A 20,810-nucleotide genomic window follows, 5' to 3' on the forward strand; every position below is an offset into this window, starting at 1 on the left:
CGCTACGCGCCGAGACCCACCAGCACGTGGTACACGACGTAGACCGGCCAGACGATCGCTTGGAGCAGCCCGAGGATGACGCCCCAGAACGAGCCGTCCGACACCGAGATGAAGTAGATCGCTGCACCGATGTAGGCCAGCAGGAAGAAGAAGCCCACCTGCCCGTCCCGCACGTACGTTCGTCCGCGACTGTCCTTGGTCATGGAAGAAGGGTAGCGGTCGGGCGTCGATCCCGACACCCGTGCTCGGTTCGGAGGACTACCGTTGAAGCATGACGGCTGTGGACAATGCGCAGAGCGAGGCAGACACTGCCGGCGACGCGAAGACCTTCTCGGAGCTCGGGCTCGACGGCCCGGTGCTCAAGGCACTGAAGGACGTCGGGTACGAGACCCCGTCTGCCATCCAGGCGGCCACCATCCCGCCGCTGCTGGCGGGACGGGACGTCGTCGGGCTCGCTCAGACCGGCACCGGAAAGACGGCCGCGTTCGCGTTGCCCATCCTCTCTCGGCTCGACCTGTCGCAGAAGAGCCCGCAGGCGCTCATCCTGGCCCCGACCAGGGAACTCGCCCTGCAGGTCTGCGAGGCGTTCGAGAAGTACGCGGCCCACACCCGCGGCGTGCACGTTCTCCCGGTGTACGGCGGCCAGGGCTACGGCGTTCAGCTCTCGGCGCTCCGCCGCGGCGTCCACATCGTGGTCGGAACGCCGGGCCGGATCATGGACCACCTCGAGAAGGGCACCCTCGACCTCTCGCAGCTCAAGTACCTCGTGCTCGACGAGGCCGACGAGATGCTCAAGATGGGGTTCGCCGAGGATGTCGAGACGATCCTCGCCGACACTCCGGACGACAAGCAGGTGGCCCTGTTCTCTGCCACCATGCCCGCCCAGATCCGGCGGATCTCGAAGAAGTACCTGCACGATCCGGAAGAGATCACGGTCAAGAACAAGACCACGACCTCCGCGAACACCACCCAGCGTTACCTGATGGTGTCGTACCCGCAGAAGGTGGACGCGCTCACGCGCATCCTCGAGGTGGAGAACTTCGAGGGGATGATCGTGTTCGTCCGCACGAAGAACGAGACCGAGACACTCGCCGAGAAGCTGCGTGCCCGCGGATTCTCGGCGATGGCCATCAACGGCGACGTGGCGCAGGTTCAGCGTGAACGCACCGTCGATCAGCTCAAGTCGGGCAAACTCGACATCCTGGTCGCGACGGATGTGGCCGCGCGCGGCCTCGACGTCGACCGCATCAGTCACGTGGTGAACTACGACATCCCGATCGACACCGAGTCGTACGTGCACCGCATCGGCCGGACCGGACGCGCCGGCCGCAGCGGCGCCGCGATCAGCTTCGTCACACCGCGCGAGCGCCGCCTGCTCACCGCCATCGAGAAGGCGACCCGTCAGCCGCTCACCCAGATGCAGCTCCCCAGCATCGAGGACGTGAACGTCACCCGGTTGACGCGCTTCGACGACGCGATCACCGAGGCGCTCGGCCAGTCCGACCGCATCGGGATGTTCCGAGACATCGTCGGCCACTACGTCGAGCACCACGACGTGCCCGAGGCGGACGTCGCCGCAGCTCTCGCCGTCGTCGCCCAGGGCGAGACGCCGCTGCTGCTCTCCCCCGACGACGCGATCACTCAGCGATACGACCGCGACGACCGCTCGGGCGACGACCGCGGGAGTCGTTCCGACCGGGGCGGCCGCGACGATCGCGCCGGTCGCGGCGACCGCACGAGGGGCGAGCGCCCCGAGCGACGCGTCCGGCCCTCGAGCGGGCCGATGGCGACTTATCGCATCGAGGTCGGCAAACGGCAGAAGGTCGAGCCGCGCCAGATCGTGGGAGCGCTCGCGAACGAGGGCGGTCTGAGCCGGGAGGACTTCGGCGCGATCCGCATCCAGCCGGACTTCTCGCTCGTCGAGTTGCCCGCCGACCTGCCCGGGGATGTGCTCGGCAAGCTGGCGAACACCCGCATCAGCGGAAAGCTCATCGAGATCAGCCCGGACCGCGGCCCGGGCGCCCGGCGCAGAGACCGGGACGACCGCGACGATCGGCCGCCGCGCAAGCCGCGGCACAGCTAGAGCGCACCGCGGGTCGGGACACCTGGGTCGAGAGCTTCCGTTTGACTCTCACACTGTGTCATGGTCGAGCGTGGGTTCCACCATGTACACCATCGGAGAGTTCGCCGCCTTCGGGCGGGTCAGCGTGCGGATGCTGCGGCACTACGACGCGATCGGGCTGCTGACGCCGGCGCACGTCGACGACCGCACCGGCTACCGGCAGTACTCGGACGATCAACTGCACCGTCTGCTGAGGATCGCCGAGCTGCGCCAGTTGGGCATCGGTCTCGACCGCATCGCCGCCGTGTTCGCCACCGCGGACGAGCCCGCTGCACTCCGCGACGCGCTCGAGACGCGGCTCGGGGAGCTCGAGGCCTCCGTGGCCGACGACACGGCCCGGCTCGCCCGAATCCGGCGACGACTCCGACTCCTGGAAGGAACAGAAACCATGTCCGAAACCGTCATCTACCGACCGATCGAGCCGGTCTCCGTCTACGCCGTCACCGGCGTCGCCCCGGGGATGGGACCCGAGAACGTCAGCCCAGTGATCGGACCGCTCATCGAAGGTCTCGACCGCTCCCTCGAGGCGGCCGGTCGCGCCATCGTCGAGCCGGGGATCTTCTGGTACGAATCCGTCGACGGCAGCGACACCCTCGCAGTGCATGTCTCGTACACGGCGGAGCCCGAGCCCCGCGCGGGCGACGGCTACCAGGTCGTCGACCTGCCGGCGATCCCGACCGCGGCGACGCTCATCCACCGCGGCGACATGACCGGGATCGGCGATTCCTGGGCGGCCCTCGTCGACCAGGTCGTCGCCGACGGGTACCGGATGACCGGGCCGACCCGCGAGGTCTATCTGAAGGCTGAGGGGCACATCCCTCAGCCCGACTGGGTCACCGAGCTCCAGGTTCCCGTCGAACGCGCCTGATCAGCGCGCCGGCCGGGGTCAGCTCCCTTCGGAGACGGCCTCGGCCGGAGCCGGCTGCCCGTGGTCCTGGTACTCCTTCGACAGCAGCCGGTACGACTTCGTGAGGAAGGCGCCGAGCGCGAGCAGCACCATGGTCAGCCCGGCGAACAGGAACACGAGAGCGATACCGCGCGCCTCGCCGTCGCCGAGCAGCCACCCCCAGCTCGCCTTGCCCGCATCCGACCCCAGATGCGGAATGATGATGAACTCCGCGATCGGGGCGATGAGGAAGGCCGTGATCGGGGCGGCGGCCGACTCGAACGCCTGCGCGAACCCGAAGACCCGCCCCTGCCTGCGGAAGGGGACGACCTTCTGGATGACGGTCTGCTCGGACGCTTCGACGGCCGGGATCAGCGTCATGTAGAGCCAGATGCCCGCCGCGTACAGCCACCACCAGTCCCGGATGGTGAACACCATCCCGAGCACCCCCATCGCGACTACGACGAGCAGCATGGTCTTGATCGGGTTCTTCCCGAGACCGAACTTGGCGATGATGAGTCCGCCGACGATGAAGCCCGTCGATGCGACCCCGAACACGACGCCCCACAGTTCGACCGGAAAGAGCTCCAGCCCGTACGGGTCCATGAGCGCGATGTAGACGCCCCCGATCAGGTTGTTGAACGTCGAGAAGATGATGAGCGCGAACAACCCGGGAGCGCTCAGGATCGCCGCGACGCTCCCCCGCAGATCCACGGTCGGCGCCTTCTGCCCGTCGGCGTGGGGAGCCTCCTCGGGGATGCGCAGGAACAGCAGGTGCACCAGGGCGACCGCTGTCAGCACGATCGCGATGACGAGCGTCCACCCCATCCCGACCAGCCCGATCGCCAGCCCGCTGAACACGCTCGTGACGATGAACGCCAGGCCCTGGACCGTGCCGACCATGCCGTTCGCGTTCGCGTGACGCTCGACGGGCACGAGCAGCGTCACCGTCGTCGAGAGTGCGATGTTCCGCATGTTCTCGATGACCGAGCCGAACAGGATGACGCCGGCGAACACCCAGAACATCGGACTGCCGAGGTCGATGAGCACGGACTCGGGGAACAGCAGATAGAGGACGCCGGCGATGCAGAAGGCGACGAGCGTGATGATGCCGGCGAACAGCATCACCTGGTACTTGCGATACCGGTCGACGACCGAGCCGAACGCGATCGAGAAGACGGCGACGAGCAGCATGTACGTGCCGCCGACGATGCCGGTCGCGAGAACGGAACGGGTCTCGAGGTAGACCCAGAACGTCAGAGCGAACCAGAGGAAGCTCGTGGTGACGTTGGCGATCATCGTGTTGATCAGCACCTGGGCGAACGTGCGCATGCCGCCCGCGGGTGGCGTGGTCTGATCGGTGGAGGCGGTCGACGGCTCCGTCATGCATCGAGGCTACGGGATGCCACCGACGGTGTCACGACCCGGACGGAACCCTGCCGACTGAGCTCTCGCGCACGACCACTGACGGCTGGAGCGTCACGGTCCTGTGCTCGTGCTCGCCGGAAGGCAGGGTGATCTCCTCGATCAGCAGGCGAGTGGACTCGAGTCCCATGTCGTACCCGCGCATCGTCATGGTGGTGAGCGGGATCGCACCGCCCCAGGCCGCGGAGTTGTAGTCGCAGCCCATGACGGCCACGTCGCCGGGAACCGAGATGCCCCGCTCGTTGAAGACCTGGATGATCGCCATGCCGATCAGATCGGTGACCGCGATGACCCCATCCGGACGCTCATCGGCCGGGCGGCCGGCCAGCACCATGCCCGCGTCGTTGCCGCCCGGCTGGTTGAGGTCGACGGTGTGGATCTCGTCGAGAGTGACCCTGCCGCCCTCCTCGGCAACGGCACGGCGCACTCCGAGGCGCCGGAAATGCACCGGCTGCAGATTGTCGCGGCCACCGACGAACGCGAGACGGGTGCGGCCGAGCTCGATCATGTGCCGGGCGGCGAGATATCCGACGTTCTCGTTGTCGACGAGCACGTGGCAGGTTTCGGGATCCTGGCTGAGGTAGTTCAGCACGACGACGGGCCGGCCGTGGCGGCGAACCCGGTCGATGCTCGAATACGAGTCCTCCATGGGCGCTAGGAGGATGCCGGCGACGCGCGCCTCGTCGAAGAGCGACAGGTTCGCATCCTGAAGCTCCTGTGCATTGTCGCTGTTGGCCAGCATGAAGCTCATGTCGGCGGCCCGCGCGGCATCCTGCGCTCCGCGGGCGATGTCGACGAACAGCATGTTGCTGATATCGGGAACCGAAAGGCCGATGAACCGCGAGGAGCCGACGGCCAGGGTGCGGGCGTTGTTGTTCCGCACGAAGCCGAGCGTCTCGATCGCATCGAGAACCCTGACGAGAGTGGACTCGGACACCTTCTCCGGGTAGTTGAGCACGTTCGAGACCGTCCCCAGGGAAACTCCCGCGTGAGCAGCGACATCGCTCATGCTGGGGAGGCGGCCATTCACACTCATCACCATTGGAACATAGCCCGAATTCGAGTCGGCCGGCCGTCAGCGGTACTCGGGCGGCAGGCGGTGGTGGAGCCAGGAGAGCTCGTTGTCCTCGACGAAGCGCGACAGCGCCTTGTCGCGCTCGAGCGGCCAGGTACGGAAGCGATACAGCTTGTCGAGCAGGATGGACGCGGTTCCGGTGCCCGGATGCTCCAGCAGCGCGTCGATCGCCTCGGGGAATCCGGCAGGGGCATCCGGGGCCTCGCGGAGCATCGCCGACACGTACTTCGGACCGCGGAAAAGCATCCGGTTGTGCGCGAACACGGCGCGGGCCGCAGCGAGGGCGAGGTGCGTCGCAGCGTGAGCGAGCAGGAAGCGGTCGCGCGTGGACTCGCCGTGCGGCAGGAAGTACTCGCCGTACAGCTGCGCCTGAGCGATGAACGACGCGGCCTTCGCGTCCCAGGACGCCTCCTGTGGCGTGGTGATGCGCTCCACCAGGCTCGGGATGCCGTCCACGGTCGTCGCGGCGACCCGAGCACCGAGCAGTGAAGCCCGAGTGGGGTCGTCCGCGGCGTCCGCGGCCTTTTCGAGGTAGTCCAGGGTGGCCAGCTTGATGTCGATGTACCCGCCGTCGTAGCCGACGTCGTCGGTGACGACATAGCTCAGCCGGTCGGTGACCGAAGCGTCGGCGAAGGTGCCGTCGTCGACCACGAGGTAGACGTCGACGTCCGAATCGGGACGCTCTGTGCCGCGCGCGACCGAACCCGTGAGGATGACGGCGAGCGCACCCTCCTTCAGAGCTGTCGCGGTGAACGTCGCGAGCGCCTGCTCATGGTGTTCCACGGCTGTCCCCCCACCCTCGGCGTCAGCTGCTCACGCCGACCGGCGCCGGCAGCGGCACGGTGACGGACGTGTGTCCCTGCTCCAGCGCACGGTCGTCCTGTCCGGGAAGGCGGAACACGCCCTCTACCCCGGCGGGGACGTCGACATCGACGGTGAATCGATCGCCCGACACGACCCAGCGCACCGCGATGCGGCCGTGCCTGGTCTCGAGTGCGGTCTCCACCTCGGTCAGACCGCCACCGGGCTGCGGGGCGATCAGGACCTTCGAGTATCCGGGGGCGAGCGGCGAGATGCCGCCGACGACGCGGTGCATCCAGTCCGCCACCGCGCCGAGCGCGTAGTGGTTGAAGGACGTCATCTCGCCGGGGTTGATGGTGCCGTCGGGCAGCATCGAGTCCCAGCGCTCCCAGACGGTGGTCGCCCCCATCGAGACCGAGTAGAGCCACGAGGGGCACTCGCGTTCCAGCAGCAGCTTGTAGGCGACGTCGAGGTGACCGGTCTTCGTCAATGCGTCGGTGATGAACGGGGTGCCCGCGAAACCGGTCGAGATCCGGTAGCCGGCCTCTTCGGCGAGTTCAGCCAGGCGGTCACCGGCGACGACCTCGTCCGCGTCGTCGAGCAGGCCGAAGACGATCGCGAGCGCGTAGACCGTCGTGCAGTCGCTGAAGACCCGTCCGTTGTCGACGTAGTGCTCGTTGAACGCGTCACGCAGCTTCGCGGCGAGCTCCGCGAACTCCGCGTGCTCCGCCTCGCGGCCCAGGATCTTCGCGGTCTCGGCCACGATCGCCGCCGAACGGTACGCGCACGCGGTTGCGACGACACCGGTGTCGGCCTTCGCCTTGGCCGGGTCCTCCGGCGGTGCATCCGGGTCGAGCCAGTCACCGAACTGGAAACCGGTGTCCCAGAGGCCGTTCGGCGAGAGCAGCGAGTGGACGCGGCGCACATGGGCGGCCATCGAGCCGAACTGGTGCCCGAGAACCTCTTCGTCTCCGTAGGCCTGGTAAAGCGTCCACGGAACCCAGACGCCGGCGTCGCTCCAGATCGCGGTCGACTCCGTCTCGGGAAAACTGCCGGGCTTGTCGAGGTACTTCAGCACATCGGGGATGACGTAGCCGATGATCCCGTCGTGGTGCTCCTGCTCCAGGTACAGGTCGCGCAGCCAGTCGCTCAGGAAGGCGTCGACGTCGTAGAGGAACGCGGCGGTCGGTGCGAACGCGGCGATATCGCCGGTCCAGCCGAGACGCTCGTCCCGCTGGGGGCAGTCGGTGGGGACGTCGACGAAGTTGCCGCGCATCCCCCAGATCACGTTGTCGTGGAACCGGTTCAGCATCGGGTCGGACGTGCGGAACGTGCCCGTCCGTTCGAGCTCGGAGCCGATCGCGACCGCGGTGAGATCCTCGGGGCGCAGTTCACCGGGCCAGCCCGTGATCTCTGCGTAGCGGAAGCCGTGGAAGGTGAAGGTCGGCTCGAAGACGTCCTCGCCGCCGCTCAGGATGTAGCGGTCCGTGGCGAGAGCGCTGCGTAGCGGACGTGTGCCCAGCTCGCCGCCCTCCAGCACCTCCGCGTGCTTGATGGAGACTTCCGCCCCCTCCGGACCCTGTACGCGCACGCGCACCCATCCCACGAGGTTCTGGCCGAAGTCCACCAGCGTCTTTCCTGAGGGCGAGGTCGTGATCTCGGTGACGGGGAGCTCGTTCCACCGGATGACCCGCGGACCGATGTACGGCGTGAGGATCGCGGTGTCGAAGTCCAGAGCGTGCACGCCGACCCAGTTCTCGCCGGCGAAGCCCGCCTGCAGCCAGGATGCGTCACGACGGCGGGCGTCGATGGTCTCGCCGTCGTACAGGTCGTTCGCGAGCACCGCGCTCGGTCCGGCCGACCAGTTCTCGTCGGTCGTGACGATCTGCGTGGCGCCGTCTTCGAAAGCGATCTCCAGCTGCGCGAAGGCGCCGAGCTCCTCGCCGTAGAAGGCCGAGCGTCCCGACCAGCCGAGCCGTCCACGGAACCAGCCGTTGCCGAGGGCGAAGCCGAGGACGCTCGTGCTGTCGACGAGGTCCGTCACGTCGTACTCGGCGTAACGGAGCCGCCATTCGTAGCTGCTCCAGCCCGGGGTCAGCAGGTCATCGGAGACCGGACGGCCGTTCAGCCACGCCTCCACAACACCCAGCGCGCTGAGCGTGAGGGTGGCGCGGCTGACGGCGCCGTGGCCCTCGTCGAGCGTGAATTCCCGGCGGAGCAGTGGTGCTCCGTCGAAGTCGTTGTCGGCGGCGATCATGCGAGCTTGCCAGTTCATTGTGATGTGTCTCCAGTGTCTTTCTGTCGGTCAACCCTTGACGGCGCCGCTGGTGATGCCGCCGACGATCTGCCGGTTGAAGAAGATGTAAGCGATGAGCGGTGGGATGGTGATGATGAAGATGGCCATGAAGAGCAGGTTGTAGAAGCTCAGGTTCTGGCCCGAGAACGTGTAGAGCGCGAGCTGCACAGTGACCTGGTCGCCGGGCAGGAAGTACAGCGGGCCGGCGAAGTCGTTGAACACGAAGACCGCCTGCACGACGACGACCGTCACGATCACCGGCCGCAGCAGGGGCAGGACGACCCGGAGGAACAGGCGCACCGGGCCGGCTCCGTCGAGCACCGCCGCCTCGTCGAGCTCCCGCGGGATGTTCCCCACGAACGCGCGGAACAGCAGGATGCAGAAGGAGAGCCCGAACGTGGCCTCGATGAGGATCATGCCGGGCATGGTCCCGAACAGCTTGAGTCCCTGGAGCACCCAGATGGTCGGCACCACCGCGGGCGGAACGATGAGACCCGCCAGCACGAAGAAGTTGACGACCGGACCCCACTTGCTGCGCTTGCGGGCGAGCACATAGCCCGCCATCGCTCCGATGGCCACCATCAGCAGGACCGAGCCGATGGTGAGCACCGTGCTGTTGATGATCGCTCGCCAGATCACTCCGTCGTTGGAGTTGAGGGTGTCCCAGAAGTTCTGGAAGAACTGCCACTGGGTCGGCCAGGAGAATGCGAGGTTCGAAGCCTCGGCCGGCGTCTTCGCCGCCTGGAGGAGCACGAATGCGAAGGGAACGAGGAAGACGATGGCGGAGACGAGGATCGCAATAGAGCCGACGATCCAGGCACGGCGGCGTTCGCGGGTCACAGTTCCACCTGCTTTCTGTTGAGGAAGTACGAGAGCGGGACCATGATCACCGTGACCAGGAGGAACAGGACGACGTTGCCTGCGGTCGACAAGCCGAAGAACCCGGCCTGGTATTGCTTGTAGATCACCGAGGCGAGCACGTCGCTGGTGAAACCGGGGCCACCACCGGTGGTGACCCAGATGATGTCGAACGACCGGAGGCCGCCGATCAGGGAGAGGATGATGACGGTCGCCGTCGCGCCCCGCGTCAGCGGGATCGTGATCTGCCGCAGGATCTTGAATCCGCCCGCCCCGTCGATCTTCGCCGCTTCGAAGTACTCGTGCGGGATGGCGACGATGCCGGCCATGAAGATCAGCGTGGCAATGCCGACGCCCTTCCAGATATCGATTCCGGCGATGCTGTACAGCGCCAGGTTCGGGTCGGTCAGCCAGCCCGGCTGAGGCAGCCCGAAGAAGCCGAGGACCGCGTTCACCATGCCGTGGAACGGATCCAGAAGCGACTTCCACATGATCCCGACGCCGATCGTCGACAGCAGCACCGGGAAGAACACCACAGCACGCAGATACCCGCGGCCGATGATCGGAGCAGTCAGCAGCAGCGCCAGGGCGAACCCGACGATCACTTTCACGCCCGAGGTGATCACGGCGTAGATCAGGGTGTGGATGAAGCTCGTGTAGAGCTGCGGGTCGCTGAAGAACTGAACGTAATTGTCGATTCCGATGAACGTCGAATCGAACAGCGACCACCGCGTCAAGGAGAAGTAGAACGACGAGAACGTGGGGAGCGCGAAGAAGACGACGTAGAGCACTAGCGCCGGGATGAAGAACCACGTCGGATAGAAAGACTTGATCGGACGCCGGATCTTCTTCTTCGGGACGCCTGCCTCGGTGATGATGTCGCCCGCTTGTATCGCGGTCGCGGGTGTAGCAGTCGACATTGTCTACTCCTCGTCGAGTTCATTGCTGTCGAGCGAAATGCGGGGCCGGCGACCGAAGGCCGTCGGCCCCGCATCGGTGACGTTACGCGCTGGCGCGGAGCGTCGTGGTGTGACTCACCAGCCCTTGAGTCCGAGCTGCTGCGCCTGCGCCTTCACGTCGTTGTCGTAGAGCGCGGCGCCCGCGGGGGCTTTGGTGATTCCCGAGCCGACCTGGATCAGGATCTTCTCCAGGTTCGGACCCTTGATCGGCGAGATGAACTCGAGCGCCAGGCCGGTCTTGTTCTCTTCCTGGTACTTCAGCTCGTCAGCGACCAGGGCAGGAGCGTCGTCCGGCACCTTGCAGCTGCTGATCGCGAACGGACCGGCGGGAACGCCGACCGCGTTCTGGGCGTCACAGCCGGAGGGCGAGTTGATGTAGGCGATGAGCTTCTTCGCCGCCGTCAGCTTGTCACCGGTCGTGGTCTTCGGGATGTACGCTCCGTTCGACTCCCAGATCGTCGCGTGCGGGTCGCCGCTCTCGGTCGGCACCGCGAAGTAGCCGATGTCGTTGACCTGGTCGGGGTTCGACTGCACCACGTTGCCGATCACCGTGGTGATCATCGGGTACTGTGCAGCGGCGCCGGTGGCAAGTTCCTTCAGCGCGTTGACGTTGGTCAGCGACGCGTAGTCCTTGTTCATCAGGCCCTTGTCGAAGATCTCCTGCGTGTGGGTGAAGCCGGCGAGCGCAGGCTCGTCTGCGTACTTGCGCTTGTTCGCCGTGTACTGATCTGCCCAGTCCGAGTCCTGAGCGCTCACGTTGGCGAAGTCGGCGAGGACGAACAGCTGGCTGGTCCAGGTGTCACCGTAGGAGACGAGCACCGGGGTGATACCCGCTGCCTTGATCTTCTCGCTGTTGCTGATGAACTCGTCCCAGGTCTTGGGAACGGTCAGTCCGAGCTGCTCGTAGACCTTCTTGTTGTACATGATGCCGCCGTCGAAGGTCGTGCCCCACGGTGCACCATAGGTGCCCTTGTCGGTGCTGACCGCAGCCTTGAAGTCCGGCGTGATGTCCTTGACCCAGGCCTCGTCTGTGAGGGGCTGGAGCTGGCTGTCCGGGTGGAGCGCCTGGAAGAGCGAACCAGAGTTGTACAGGAACACGTCGTCCATCGTGCCGGTCGACAGCTTGGTCTTGATCAGGTTGTCGCCGTCGGTGCCGCCGGGGCGGGTGTCGACCTTGACAGTGATCGACGGATTCTCCTTGTGGAACCCCTCGGCGATGGTGTTGGCGAACTTCGTGGCCACCGGGTCGTTGCCGCCCGCCATGAGCCTGATCGTGGTTGCACCCGAGCTGCCACCGCTGGTGCTGCAGCCGACGAGGGTGACGCCCAGAAGGGCGGCGCCCGCAATAGTGGCGGCAACGCGCTGTGCCGTCCTACGAGAGAACATGAATACCTCCTTGTATTAATGCAGGAGCGCTCGGGGAGACTACTGGGTTTTGAAGCGCTTCATCTGAAGATAGGTGGGGAGGGAGCAAGGCGTCAACAGCAGAAATGTAACGATTCAATCTCAAACCTAAAACGATTCAATTTTGAATGGCGAGCTCGGCCGTCGTGGACGATCCGCCCGCGCCGGGCTCAGCTTCCGTCTTCGATGTGGATGCTCGCCGACGGGCACAGAGCCGCCGCCAGCCGGGTGGCGTCCCACTCCGACACCGGTGGATTCGCATCCAGCAACTCGACGAAACCGTCGTTCTCGTCCGGGTTGCTGAACACGTTCGGCGCCGTTGCGCCGCAGTTCTCCGAGGCGATGCACGTGACCTGGTTGACGGTGACCTTCATGGATGCCTCCTTGCGTGCCCGCTCGGTCGCGGGATGACCCGAACCTACCCGATCGAGTGCCGGAACTCCCCGCCGAGTTGCGCCGTCGCCGGGTCGAGGACATCATCGGTTCGGGGTGGCATCGAGAGAGGATCGCAATGCAATTCAGGTATTTGGGCAACTCCGGGTTCAAGATCTCCGAGATCACCTACGGGAACTGGCTCACCCACGGGTCGCAGATCGAGAACGACACCGCCGCTGCGTGCGTGCGTGCCGCCCTCGACGCCGGCATCTCGACCTTCGACACCGCCGATGTCTACGCGAACACGGTCGCCGAGACGGTTCTCGGTGAGACCCTGAAGGGCGAGCGCCGGCAGTCGCTGGAGATCTTCACGAAAGTGTTCGGGCCGACCGGGCCCAAGGGCCACAACGATGTCGGACTGTCGCGCAAGCACATCCTCGAATCGATCGACGGATCCCTGTCGCGGTTGCAGACCGACTACGTCGACCTCTACCAGGCGCACCGCTTCGACTTCGAGACACCGCTCGAAGAGACGATGCAGGCGTTCGCCGACGTCGTGCGCCAGGGCAAGGCCCTCTACATCGGCGTAAGCGAGTGGACGGCCGATCAGCTGCGCGCGGGCGCGGCCCTCGCGAAGGAGCTGAAGATCCAGCTCATCTCGAACCAGCCGGAGTACTCCGCTCTGTGGCGCGTCATCGAGGAGGAGATCGTGCCGACCTCGAAGGAGCTCGGGATCTCCCAGGTCGTGTGGTCCCCGGTCGCGCAGGGAGTGCTGACGGGAAAGTACGTGCCGGGTGCACCGTTGCCCGAGGGCAGCCGCGCGACCGACGAACGAGGTGGCGCGGGCACCGTGAAGCGCTTCCTCCGGGATGAGGTGCTCACCCGCGTGCAGGAGCTCGCGCCGATCGCGCGAGAGCTCGACCTCACTCCCGCCCAGCTCGCCGTCGCCTGGGTGCTGCAGAACGACAACGTCGCCACCGCGATCATCGGCGCCTCCCGGCCGGAACAGGTCGCTGAGAACGTGAAGGCGTCCGGCGTCACCATCCCGGCCGAGCTCCTGTCCAGGATCGACGAAGTTCTCGGCGGCGTCGTCGAGCGGGATGCGTCCCGCACGGCTGAGCGCTCCCCCGCCACTCGAGAGGCCTGACGGGTCACACCGGTGCGTGCAGGATCTGCGCGAGCAGATCCTGCACGCGCCGCCTGATCTCGTCGCGGATCGGGCGCACCTCCTCGACCGGGCGGCCCGCGGGATCGGTCAGCTCCCAGTCTTCATAGCGCTTGCCCGGGAAGATCGGGCAGGTGTCTCCGCAGCCCATGGTGATGACGACATCGGACTCGCGCACCGCATCCGTGGTCAGGATCTTCGGCACCTCGTCCGCGATGTCGATCCCGTCCTCGGCCATGACCTGGATCGCGATCGGGTTGATCTGGTCCTTCGGTTCCGAGCCGGCCGAGAGCACGTCGACCGCTCCCCCGGATAACTCCTTCATGAAGCCGGCGGCCATCTGGGAGCGGCCGGCGTTGTGCACGCAGACGAACAGGACGGTGGGTTTCTCGGGCATGGCGCTTCTCGCTTTCGTCGGTCTCCCAAAAGCATAGACGCCTATCTATGATTAATGGAACCCCGTTCGGCGACCTTCCGTCGCGATCGCATCACAGGGTGTCGAGCAGAACCCGCACGCGCGCCTCGATGTCGTCACGAATCTCCCGGACGCGGGCGAGCGGAAGGCCAGCGGGGTCGTCGAGATCCCAGTCGAGATAACGGCGACCGGGATAGATCGGGCAGGCGTCGCCGCAGCCCATCGTGACAACCACCTCCGCTGCCCGAACGACCTCGTCGGTGAGCGGTTTCGGGAACTCGCCGCCGAGCGGGACTCCGATCTCGTCGAGCGCGGTGACGACAGTCGAGCGGATCTCGCTTGCTGGGCTCGACCCGGCAGTTCGCACGCGAACGCTGTCGCCGGCCAGGTGTTTGAGGATCGCTGCGGCAATCTGAGACCGCCCAGCGTTCTGAACGCACACGAACAGAACCTCGGGCGTCGCGGTCGTCCCACCCATCTCTCGAGCAAGGGCGTCAAGTCGTTCTGCAGCGAACCGCGAGGTCAGCGAGGACAGATGCCTCGAAATGTGAGCCTCACCTGCGAGGAGGGCGTAGCTCTCCCGCACGTATCGCTCGACCGCCTCCGGCGCGAACGTGCCCGTGAACCGAACGCCGAGGTCGCGGCTGATCCGGTCGACGATGTCATCGGCCGGCACCGGTACTGTGCCTCCGATGAGTTCGGAGACGCGGTCGATCTGATCTGGTGGGAGTGAATACCAGACCTGCCGGCCATCGGGTTGACGTATCACCAGATCTTCGTCGAGCAGCACTTTCAAGTGGTGCGAGACGGTCGGCTGCCGCAAACCGAGAGTCTCCGCAAGCCGGGTGACGGAGGCGCGGCCATCGGAGCTGTCGAGGAGGAGGGCAAGGATGCGTGCTCGCGTAGGATCGCTGATCCGCTTCAGGCTGCGAAGCGGATCGCTGCCCTGTGGCACTCCACCCATAGATGCAAGTCTATGGCAGAGGGCCGGCACACAGTCAGGAGCAGCACGACCCGCCTGATGCGGACGCGCCGGTAGAGCAGACGCCGGTGGCAGGGAGAACCAACTGGACGTTCGTCGCGGCCGCGATATCGCCGTCGATCCAAGCCACGATCGAGCGCACCTGCTCGTAACCGGTCGCGAGCAGGAACGTCGGGGCTCGGCCGTAGGATTTCATTCCGGCCAAGAAGAAGGCCGGCTCCGGCTGCTGCAACTCAGCGAATCCGTGCGGCGCCACGGTTCCGCAGCTGTGCACGTTCGGATCGATCATGGGCGCGAGGCGCTTCGGCGCTTCGGCGCTTCCACGATCTCATCGAGCTCGAGACGGATCTCGCGCAGCATGTCGAGATTCGGGCGGAACCCGGTGGCGTTGACCACCAGGTCGGTGTCGTGCTCGACGAGCTCCCCGCCGCGGTGGCCGATCAGACGAACACCGCCCTCGATGGGCGCGAGCCGTGCGATTTCGAACCGATCGAGCTGTTCGATGCGGCCCGCCGTGACCAGCCGCTCGACCCGCGAGCCGAGAGCGGCGCGGGCGATGAGGTCGTCATCCGCGGATGAGGACACGCGTGGGGCGCCGGCGGTGCGGATCAGCCAGGTGATCCGGGTTCCGGGCTCCTCGAGCGCAAGGGCGGCGAGATTCAGCAGGGTGTTCGCGGCGGAGTGACCGGCCCCGACGACGGTGGCATGCTTGCCCGCGAACTGCGCGCGCTCACGGCCGAGCACATCCGGGAGGGCATGGGTGACACGGTCCGCGACGTCGGCGAGTCCCAGGGGTTCGAGCCCCGAGGAGGCGAGACTGTTCGGGCTCAGGTAGGTTCCGGATGCATCGATCACCGCGCGGGCGGCGACCTCCTCGACCGACCCTGATGCGTCTGCAACGCGGAGCACGAACGGAGTTTCGCCGCGATTCGGCGTGCGGGTGCGGTCCATTCCTTCACGGCTCACCGCCACGACCGTGGCGCCGGTGCGGGTACGCGGGGCGATCGACGGCAACAGCGACAGAGGCCGCAAGTACTTCTCGATGAGCTCACCACCGGTGGGCAGCGCCTTCTCGTCCGGAGCCGTCCAACCGCTGGCTTCCAACAGCCGCCGCGAGGCTGGGTCGATGGCGTGCCGCCACGGGGAGAAGAACCGGATGTGCGCCCACTGGTCGACGCTGCCCGCGATGCCCTCGCCTGTCTCGAAGATGACGAAGTCGATACCGCGTTCCACCAGATTCGCAGCGGCAGCAAGGCCGATCGGGCCAGCGCCGATGATCGCGACGGGCAGCCCGTCGAGGCGACGGCTGCGCAGTGCGGGGACGGTCAGGTCGATGAGTGTCATGCTTCCTCCGGTACATCGAAGTTTGTCAATATGGAGAGACTGCGACATCTATCGAAGTTTGTCAATATTCGACTAGGCTGCCTGCATGACTAACGCCGACCTGCTTCCTGTGACCGTTGCAGGCTCGTGCTGCACCCCGCTGACCCGTGAGACGCTGACGGTGGAGGATGCCGAGTCGATGGCTCTCGCATTCAAAGCACTCTCCGATCCCACTCGACTCCGGCTCATCTCGATCGTCGCAGCCTCCGACGGCGCGGAGGCGTGCGTGTGCGATCTCACCGAGCCCATCGGGCTCAGCCAACCGACCGTCTCCCACCACCTGAAGATCCTGATGGACGCCGGCTATCTCACGCGATCGAAGCGGGGGACGTGGGCGTACTACAAGCTGATTCCCGGAGCGCTCGAGCGCGTCTCGCAGCTGCTGAAAACGACGTGAGCGCGCTGTGCTCCGATCGGGAGTTCGGACGCGAGGGCTGATGTCCCGGTCTCCTAGATCGTCGGCGAATCGGACAGGGCTTCGGCCCGCTCATCCGTGTGACCGTCATCATCCGGGAGAGCGCCGGCGGGCATCGCCCCCGTGTTCCGGAGGAAGACGATCAGCCAGCTGAAGATCTGGAGGAAGGCGACCAGTTCGACGGCGGTGAGGTTGTAGTACCCGTTGATGAAGAACGCCGCCAGCACGACGATCACGCCGACGAAGGTGTAGCCGAGCAGGATGAACACGCGCGGCATCGATGGGACGAGACGCCGGAGCCCGAGCACCAGGGCCACGAAGACGATGGCCATGCCGGTCGCGGACACGTTGTGCGCCGTGAGGAATCGGTCGACGGGGAAGATTCCCACGCAGGCGAGAAGTACGCCCATGACGACGAGGGCGGTACGCACGAGGGTCCGTCCTCGTCTCTCCTTGTCGTTCGTGACCGGAAGCATCGCCGTCGCGTAGTGCGCGATCGTCGTGACGATCACGCCCGCGATGATCAGGGTGAGGTTGAAGGCGAGTGCGGACACATCATCCGAGATGCCGAGCGTGCTCAAGTTCTTCTGCCACCAGTGCGGATCGGTGGAGCTCAGCATGCTCGCGAAAGAGCCGACGATGAGGAACGCCGCGAGGATGAGGGACAGCAGCATCGGGGTGAGGCTGACCGCCGACAGGAACACGACATAGGACGTCAGCGCGATCGCCACCCCGCCGAGCACGGCGGCGGAGAACGAGAAGACGACCGCGTCGGTGAAACTCTTCGACAGGAGGTCGGCGATTCCGAGCCAGCCGAGGAGAGCGATGACGGCGTGAGCGAGGGCGAGCGCCGCGATGTCGAACCAATGCAGGCGCGCCCCGGCGATGTCGAGGCCGCGACCGGTGGCGGATCGCGTGGTCCTGCCCGCGGAGACCAGCAGGCGCGCGGCGACGAAGACGATGACCGCGGCGACCGCCGACCCCAATGCCACGAACTGCCCGACCGAGCCGGGACCCGAGATCGGCGAATCATGGCCCCAGAAGACGAACGTGGCCACGATCGCCGAGATCACGAACGCGATGGCGCCCACGACCAGCGCTGACGACTCGAGCGACTCGGAATCCGAGACGGGATGACGCAGCAGCCGTGCGATCGGTGCGGACTGGCTCATTCGATATCTCCTGTCACTCGGTCTTTCGTTCGTTTTCTTCCCGCGATCTCTGTCGGGATGCCCCTCGAGAACGCCAGGGAGACGATGGAGATCAGGATCAGCCCGAAGAACGCGACGCGGAGCGAGGACAGCTGAGAGTCGCTGTAGATCTCGGCGAGAGTCCTCGATTCGTCCGCTGACAACCCCGCTTCCTGCCCGATCTCCTCCACGCTGGCGGCGGGAACGACCGTCACTCCGCCCTGCGTCTCCTCGGCGACCGTCGCTTTCGCCTCCGCGGGCAGCTCGCTGCTCGAAACACCCGCGGCGAACGACGTGCTCAGGGCGCCGATCAGGATGGACCCGATCAGGGCCGTTCCCAGTGACGAGCCCAGGTTCTGGAACACCCCCTGCAGACCGCCGACCTCGCTCGTCTCCTTCTCGGAGACACTCGACATGTTCACATTGCCGAGCTGTGACGCCAGGAGCCCCAGAGCCGCGCCCGCCAGGAACATCCCGGTGGCGAAGAGGCCGCTCCGCAGCTCGGGCGTGACCGATCCGAGTAGGAGGAAGGCGCTCAGGACCAGGATGAGCTGACCGACGCGCACGATGAGCCGTGGCGCCCACAGACGGGACAGCATCGTCCCGACGATCGAGAACAGGATGAGCGAGACCGACAGCGGGAAGATCTTGATGCCGGTCTGCAGCGCATCCAGCCCCAGTGTCATCTGCAAGTAGACCGGCACCATGAAGAACAGCCCCGCTGTCACCGCGTACTGCGCCCCCAGCACGCTCAGGCCGCTCCGCAGCTGGCGGATCGAGAACATCTCGACGTGGACGAGCGGTGACCGTCCCTGGCGGACGAGCGTCTGCTGCCGCCGGATGAAGAGGTAGACGAGCGCTGCGCCGACGACCATGAACCAGGCCGTCAACGAGATGCCGAGCGGCGCGATCGGCACTCCCCCGATCTCCGGCGAGGCCTGCGGGATGACCCAACCCCACGTCTTGCTCTGGAGCATCCCGAAGACCACGAACACCAGCCCGACCGCCGAGAGCAGCACGCTCAGCACGTCGATGCGGACGTGCTGTCGTGCGGTCGAATCCGTGATCACCCGCGCGAAGATCACCACGACGGCCATGATGACGACCTCGGCGACGAAGACGTATCGCCAGCTGAAGTAGGTGGTGACGAAGCCCCCGATCAGTGGCCCCGCGGCCACAGCCGCACCGGAGACCGCCCCGATGATCGCATACGCGCTGATCCGCGCGCGGCCTTCGTAGTTGTCGGCGACGAGCGCAGCGATCGCCGGAATGACCAGCACGGCGCCCAGGCCCTCGATGATCGACCAGCCCAGGAAGAGCAGCTGCACGTTGGGGCTGAACGCCGTGATCAGCGACCCGAGCGCGTAGACGCACGACCCGATGACGAACGCGCGCCTGCGCCCCCACACGTCACCGAGCTTCGCGCCCAGCAGCATCACGGCCGCCATCGTGAGCGTGTAGAACGTGATGGCGGCTTGCATGGCCGACACCGTCGTGGACAGGTCCTCGACGACGGTTGAGATCGAGACGTTCATGACGGTCCCGTCGAGCACCATCACGAACTGGGCCAAGCCGAGAATGATGACGACGGACCACTTCTTCACGATCTGCTCCCCGGGTTCTTCGCTCAGAGCCCGGTCAGCGCAGTGATACGTCCTGTCGACTCGGCCTCGACGAACGCGCGGTAGTCGCGATCGTTCTGGTCCGCGTAGTCGAACGAGAAGTCGGCGATCGCCCGGTCGAAGCTGTCGCTTCGGCCGAGGTAGGCGGCGATCGCTACTCTGTCGCCCGCTCGTGAATGCGCGCGGGCCAGAGCCTGTCCGCACAGCCGGGCGTAGAGCTTCGCACCGCGCGGCCGGACGTCGTCGAGATCGATCGAGCCCTTCCAGTCGAAGAGCTGGCGGATGTAGAAGTCCCGCACGATTCCGTCGCCGCCTTCCGCGGACTGCCAGCCGAGGAAGATGTCGCTCGCCGCCTGCATGAGCCGTTGCCCGGCGACGACCCGCTGGCCATGGCTCGCATATGGGCTCGCACCGAGGAAACGCTCCAGCACCGACTCCTGCGCCTCCTTGGCCTGCAGGATGAGTGGATCGCCCTCATCCCGCCCCCTCAGCAGCAGCACCCAGGCGCGCGTCCCGACGCTTCCGACACCGACCACTTTGCGGGCCATGTGCACGTACTCGAACTCTCGGATCGGGTGGTTCTCGACGAGGAGCGTGCTCCGGTACTCCTCAATGAGCCGGCGCATCCAGTTCTGGACATCGCGCAATTCGTCGGCATCCGGGAACAAGTGCTCGACCGGCTCGATCAGCGGAGGATCGGCCCGGATGCGCAGCTCGCCGTCGACGACGCGCACCAGCTTGGCGAAGGCTGCGGTGCTGTCCTTCGTGCGCGCCTTCGCGATGATCGCGTCCGCTCGCTTCACCTGGAGCTTGTCCGCACGATGCGCGTGCTCCTCGGAGCGCGCCAACTCGAGGAGTTGATCGGCGTCCAGACGTTCGTACCAGGCCGTCATCACCGGCTCCGCCGCCAGCTTGCGCATCTCCTCGCGGTAGAAACGCGCGACCGTCATTGTGGCCTCGCGACACTCGGCGGGCGAGAATCCAGCGTTGCGCCCGGCGATCTCGAAGCTCGCCGCGAGGCGTTTGAGGTCCCACTCCCAGGGGCCGGGAAGGGTCTCGTCGAAGTCGTTCAGGTCGAAAACCATCGTGCGCTCCGGCGTGCCGAACACGCCGAAGTTCGAGAGGTGGGCATCACCGCAGATCTGCGTGACGATCCCCGAAACGGGCGTCGTCGACAGGTCGGACGCCATGAGCAGCGCCGCGCCGCGATAGAACGCGAAGGGCGAGGCCAGCATCCGGCCGTACCGGATGGGGACGAGCTCCGGCACGCGGTTCGTCGCCTGCTCTTCGAGCAACGCGACAGGGTCCGGCCGGTCGTCCGGCGGTGTCCATCCGGCGTGGAGGCGCCGTGGGGTCTGCCTACGGGCCTCCTGCCCACGCGCGCGCCGCTCGTCGAAATCGGACAGGCTCATGTGCTCGTTGCTCCGCTCGGCTCGG

Annotated in this window: 20 protein-coding genes; 4 read left to right on the top strand and 16 right to left on the bottom strand. The window is 66.3% G+C overall.

Features of this window, described 5'->3' with window-relative positions:
- Positions 1–2 precede the first annotated feature (2 nt).
- Complete coding sequence (locus ACFVV0_RS08165) at positions 3–203, bottom strand: hypothetical protein (RefSeq protein ID WP_387060854.1); 201 nt, start codon at positions 201–203, stop codon at positions 3–5.
- Positions 204–271: 68 nt separating this feature from the next.
- Here ACFVV0_RS08165 and ACFVV0_RS08170 point away from each other — a divergent pair, with 68 nt between their 5' ends.
- Both ACFVV0_RS08170 and ACFVV0_RS08175 read left to right on the top strand, forming a co-directional pair.
- Positions 272–2,083: a DEAD/DEAH box helicase gene (locus ACFVV0_RS08170; protein WP_387060856.1), complete on the top strand. Its 1,812-nt coding sequence runs from the start codon at positions 272–274 to the stop codon at positions 2,081–2,083.
- A gap of 82 nt (positions 2,084–2,165) precedes the next feature.
- Positions 2,166–2,990: a MerR family transcriptional regulator gene (locus ACFVV0_RS08175; protein ID WP_387060859.1), complete on the top strand. Its 825-nt coding sequence runs from the start codon at positions 2,166–2,168 to the stop codon at positions 2,988–2,990.
- A gap of 18 nt (positions 2,991–3,008) precedes the next feature.
- On the opposite strand, the gene ACFVV0_RS08180 is transcribed toward ACFVV0_RS08175, so the two are convergent.
- The 8 genes from ACFVV0_RS08180 to ACFVV0_RS08215 all read right to left on the bottom strand — a co-directional run bounded on the left by ACFVV0_RS08180 (position 3,009) and on the right by ACFVV0_RS08215 (position 12,200).
- Positions 3,009–4,394, bottom strand: a complete 1,386-nt coding sequence (locus tag ACFVV0_RS08180) for an MFS transporter (RefSeq protein ID WP_387060861.1) — start codon at positions 4,392–4,394, stop codon at positions 3,009–3,011.
- A 31-nt stretch (positions 4,395–4,425) separates the two neighbouring features.
- Positions 4,426–5,442 carry a LacI family DNA-binding transcriptional regulator gene (locus ACFVV0_RS08185; RefSeq protein ID WP_387060863.1) on the bottom strand — a complete coding sequence of 339 codons (1,017 nt, stop codon included), beginning with the start codon at positions 5,440–5,442 and terminating at the stop codon, positions 4,426–4,428.
- 66 nt (positions 5,443–5,508) lie between these two features.
- A complete protein-coding gene (locus ACFVV0_RS08190; protein WP_387060866.1) occupies positions 5,509–6,291 on the bottom strand; it encodes a nucleotidyltransferase domain-containing protein in 783 nt (260 codons plus the stop codon).
- A 22-nt stretch (positions 6,292–6,313) separates the two neighbouring features.
- Complete coding sequence (locus ACFVV0_RS08195; RefSeq protein WP_387060869.1) at positions 6,314–8,584, bottom strand: family 78 glycoside hydrolase catalytic domain; 2,271 nt, start codon at positions 8,582–8,584, stop codon at positions 6,314–6,316.
- 30 nt (positions 8,585–8,614) lie between these two features.
- Positions 8,615–9,445 (bottom strand): carbohydrate ABC transporter permease, encoded by an 831-nt coding sequence (locus ACFVV0_RS08200; RefSeq protein WP_387060872.1) that lies wholly within the window; start codon positions 9,443–9,445, stop codon positions 8,615–8,617.
- A complete protein-coding gene (locus ACFVV0_RS08205; protein WP_387060875.1) occupies positions 9,442–10,383 on the bottom strand; it encodes a carbohydrate ABC transporter permease in 942 nt (313 codons plus the stop codon). Before ACFVV0_RS08205 ends, ACFVV0_RS08200 begins: the two co-directional genes overlap by 4 nt.
- Before the next feature lie 114 nt (positions 10,384–10,497).
- Complete coding sequence (locus ACFVV0_RS08210; protein ID WP_387060877.1) at positions 10,498–11,808, bottom strand: ABC transporter substrate-binding protein; 1,311 nt, start codon at positions 11,806–11,808, stop codon at positions 10,498–10,500.
- A 188-nt stretch (positions 11,809–11,996) separates the two neighbouring features.
- On the bottom strand, positions 11,997–12,200 hold the full coding sequence (locus ACFVV0_RS08215) for a ferredoxin (RefSeq protein ID WP_387060880.1): 204 nt from the start codon (positions 12,198–12,200) through the stop codon (positions 11,997–11,999).
- 137 nt (positions 12,201–12,337) lie between these two features.
- Here ACFVV0_RS08215 and ACFVV0_RS08220 point away from each other — a divergent pair, with 137 nt between their 5' ends.
- On the top strand, positions 12,338–13,348 hold the full coding sequence (locus ACFVV0_RS08220; protein ID WP_387060883.1) for an aldo/keto reductase family protein: 1,011 nt from the start codon (positions 12,338–12,340) through the stop codon (positions 13,346–13,348).
- Positions 13,349–13,352: 4 nt separating this feature from the next.
- Here the strand turns inward: ACFVV0_RS08220 and ACFVV0_RS08225 are convergent, their stop codons facing one another.
- From ACFVV0_RS08225 to ACFVV0_RS08240, 4 genes are all read right to left on the bottom strand, one after another.
- Positions 13,353–13,763, bottom strand: a complete 411-nt coding sequence (locus tag ACFVV0_RS08225; protein WP_387060885.1) for an arsenate reductase ArsC — start codon at positions 13,761–13,763, stop codon at positions 13,353–13,355.
- Between the two features lie 91 nt (positions 13,764–13,854).
- Positions 13,855–14,745 carry a metalloregulator ArsR/SmtB family transcription factor gene (locus tag ACFVV0_RS08230; RefSeq protein WP_387060888.1) on the bottom strand — a complete coding sequence of 297 codons (891 nt, stop codon included), beginning with the start codon at positions 14,743–14,745 and terminating at the stop codon, positions 13,855–13,857.
- A 34-nt stretch (positions 14,746–14,779) separates the two neighbouring features.
- Positions 14,780–15,052, bottom strand: a complete 273-nt coding sequence (locus ACFVV0_RS08235; RefSeq protein ID WP_387060890.1) for a hypothetical protein — start codon at positions 15,050–15,052, stop codon at positions 14,780–14,782.
- Entirely contained in the window at positions 15,049–16,107 is a 1,059-nt protein-coding gene (locus ACFVV0_RS08240; RefSeq protein ID WP_387060892.1) for an NAD(P)-binding domain-containing protein, read from the bottom strand. Before ACFVV0_RS08240 ends, ACFVV0_RS08235 begins: the two co-directional genes overlap by 4 nt.
- An 85-nt stretch (positions 16,108–16,192) precedes the next feature.
- Between ACFVV0_RS08240 and ACFVV0_RS08245 the strand changes: the two genes are divergently transcribed.
- Positions 16,193–16,543, top strand: a complete 351-nt coding sequence (locus ACFVV0_RS08245; protein WP_387060894.1) for an ArsR/SmtB family transcription factor — start codon at positions 16,193–16,195, stop codon at positions 16,541–16,543.
- Between the two features lie 53 nt (positions 16,544–16,596).
- Here ACFVV0_RS08245 and ACFVV0_RS08250 read toward each other — a convergent pair whose 3' ends face one another.
- The 3 genes from ACFVV0_RS08250 to ACFVV0_RS08260 are packed head-to-tail and all read right to left on the bottom strand — an operon-like array spanning position 16,597 to position 20,785.
- A complete protein-coding gene (locus ACFVV0_RS08250; RefSeq protein WP_387060896.1) occupies positions 16,597–17,733 on the bottom strand; it encodes a DUF998 domain-containing protein in 1,137 nt (378 codons plus the stop codon).
- Positions 17,730–19,355 (bottom strand): MFS transporter, encoded by a 1,626-nt coding sequence (locus ACFVV0_RS08255; RefSeq protein WP_387060899.1) that lies wholly within the window; start codon positions 19,353–19,355, stop codon positions 17,730–17,732. The genes ACFVV0_RS08250 and ACFVV0_RS08255 overlap by 4 nt, the downstream gene beginning before the upstream one ends.
- Positions 19,356–19,378: 23 nt before the next feature.
- Positions 19,379–20,785 (bottom strand): DUF2252 domain-containing protein, encoded by a 1,407-nt coding sequence (locus tag ACFVV0_RS08260; protein WP_387060902.1) that lies wholly within the window; start codon positions 20,783–20,785, stop codon positions 19,379–19,381.
- Between the last annotated feature and the right edge of the window lie 25 nt (positions 20,786–20,810).

Origin of the sequence: Leifsonia sp. NPDC058230, from assembly GCF_042882245.1 — a bacterium.
In the GTDB taxonomy this organism is placed as follows: Bacteria; Actinomycetota; Actinomycetes; order Actinomycetales; family Microbacteriaceae; genus Leifsonia.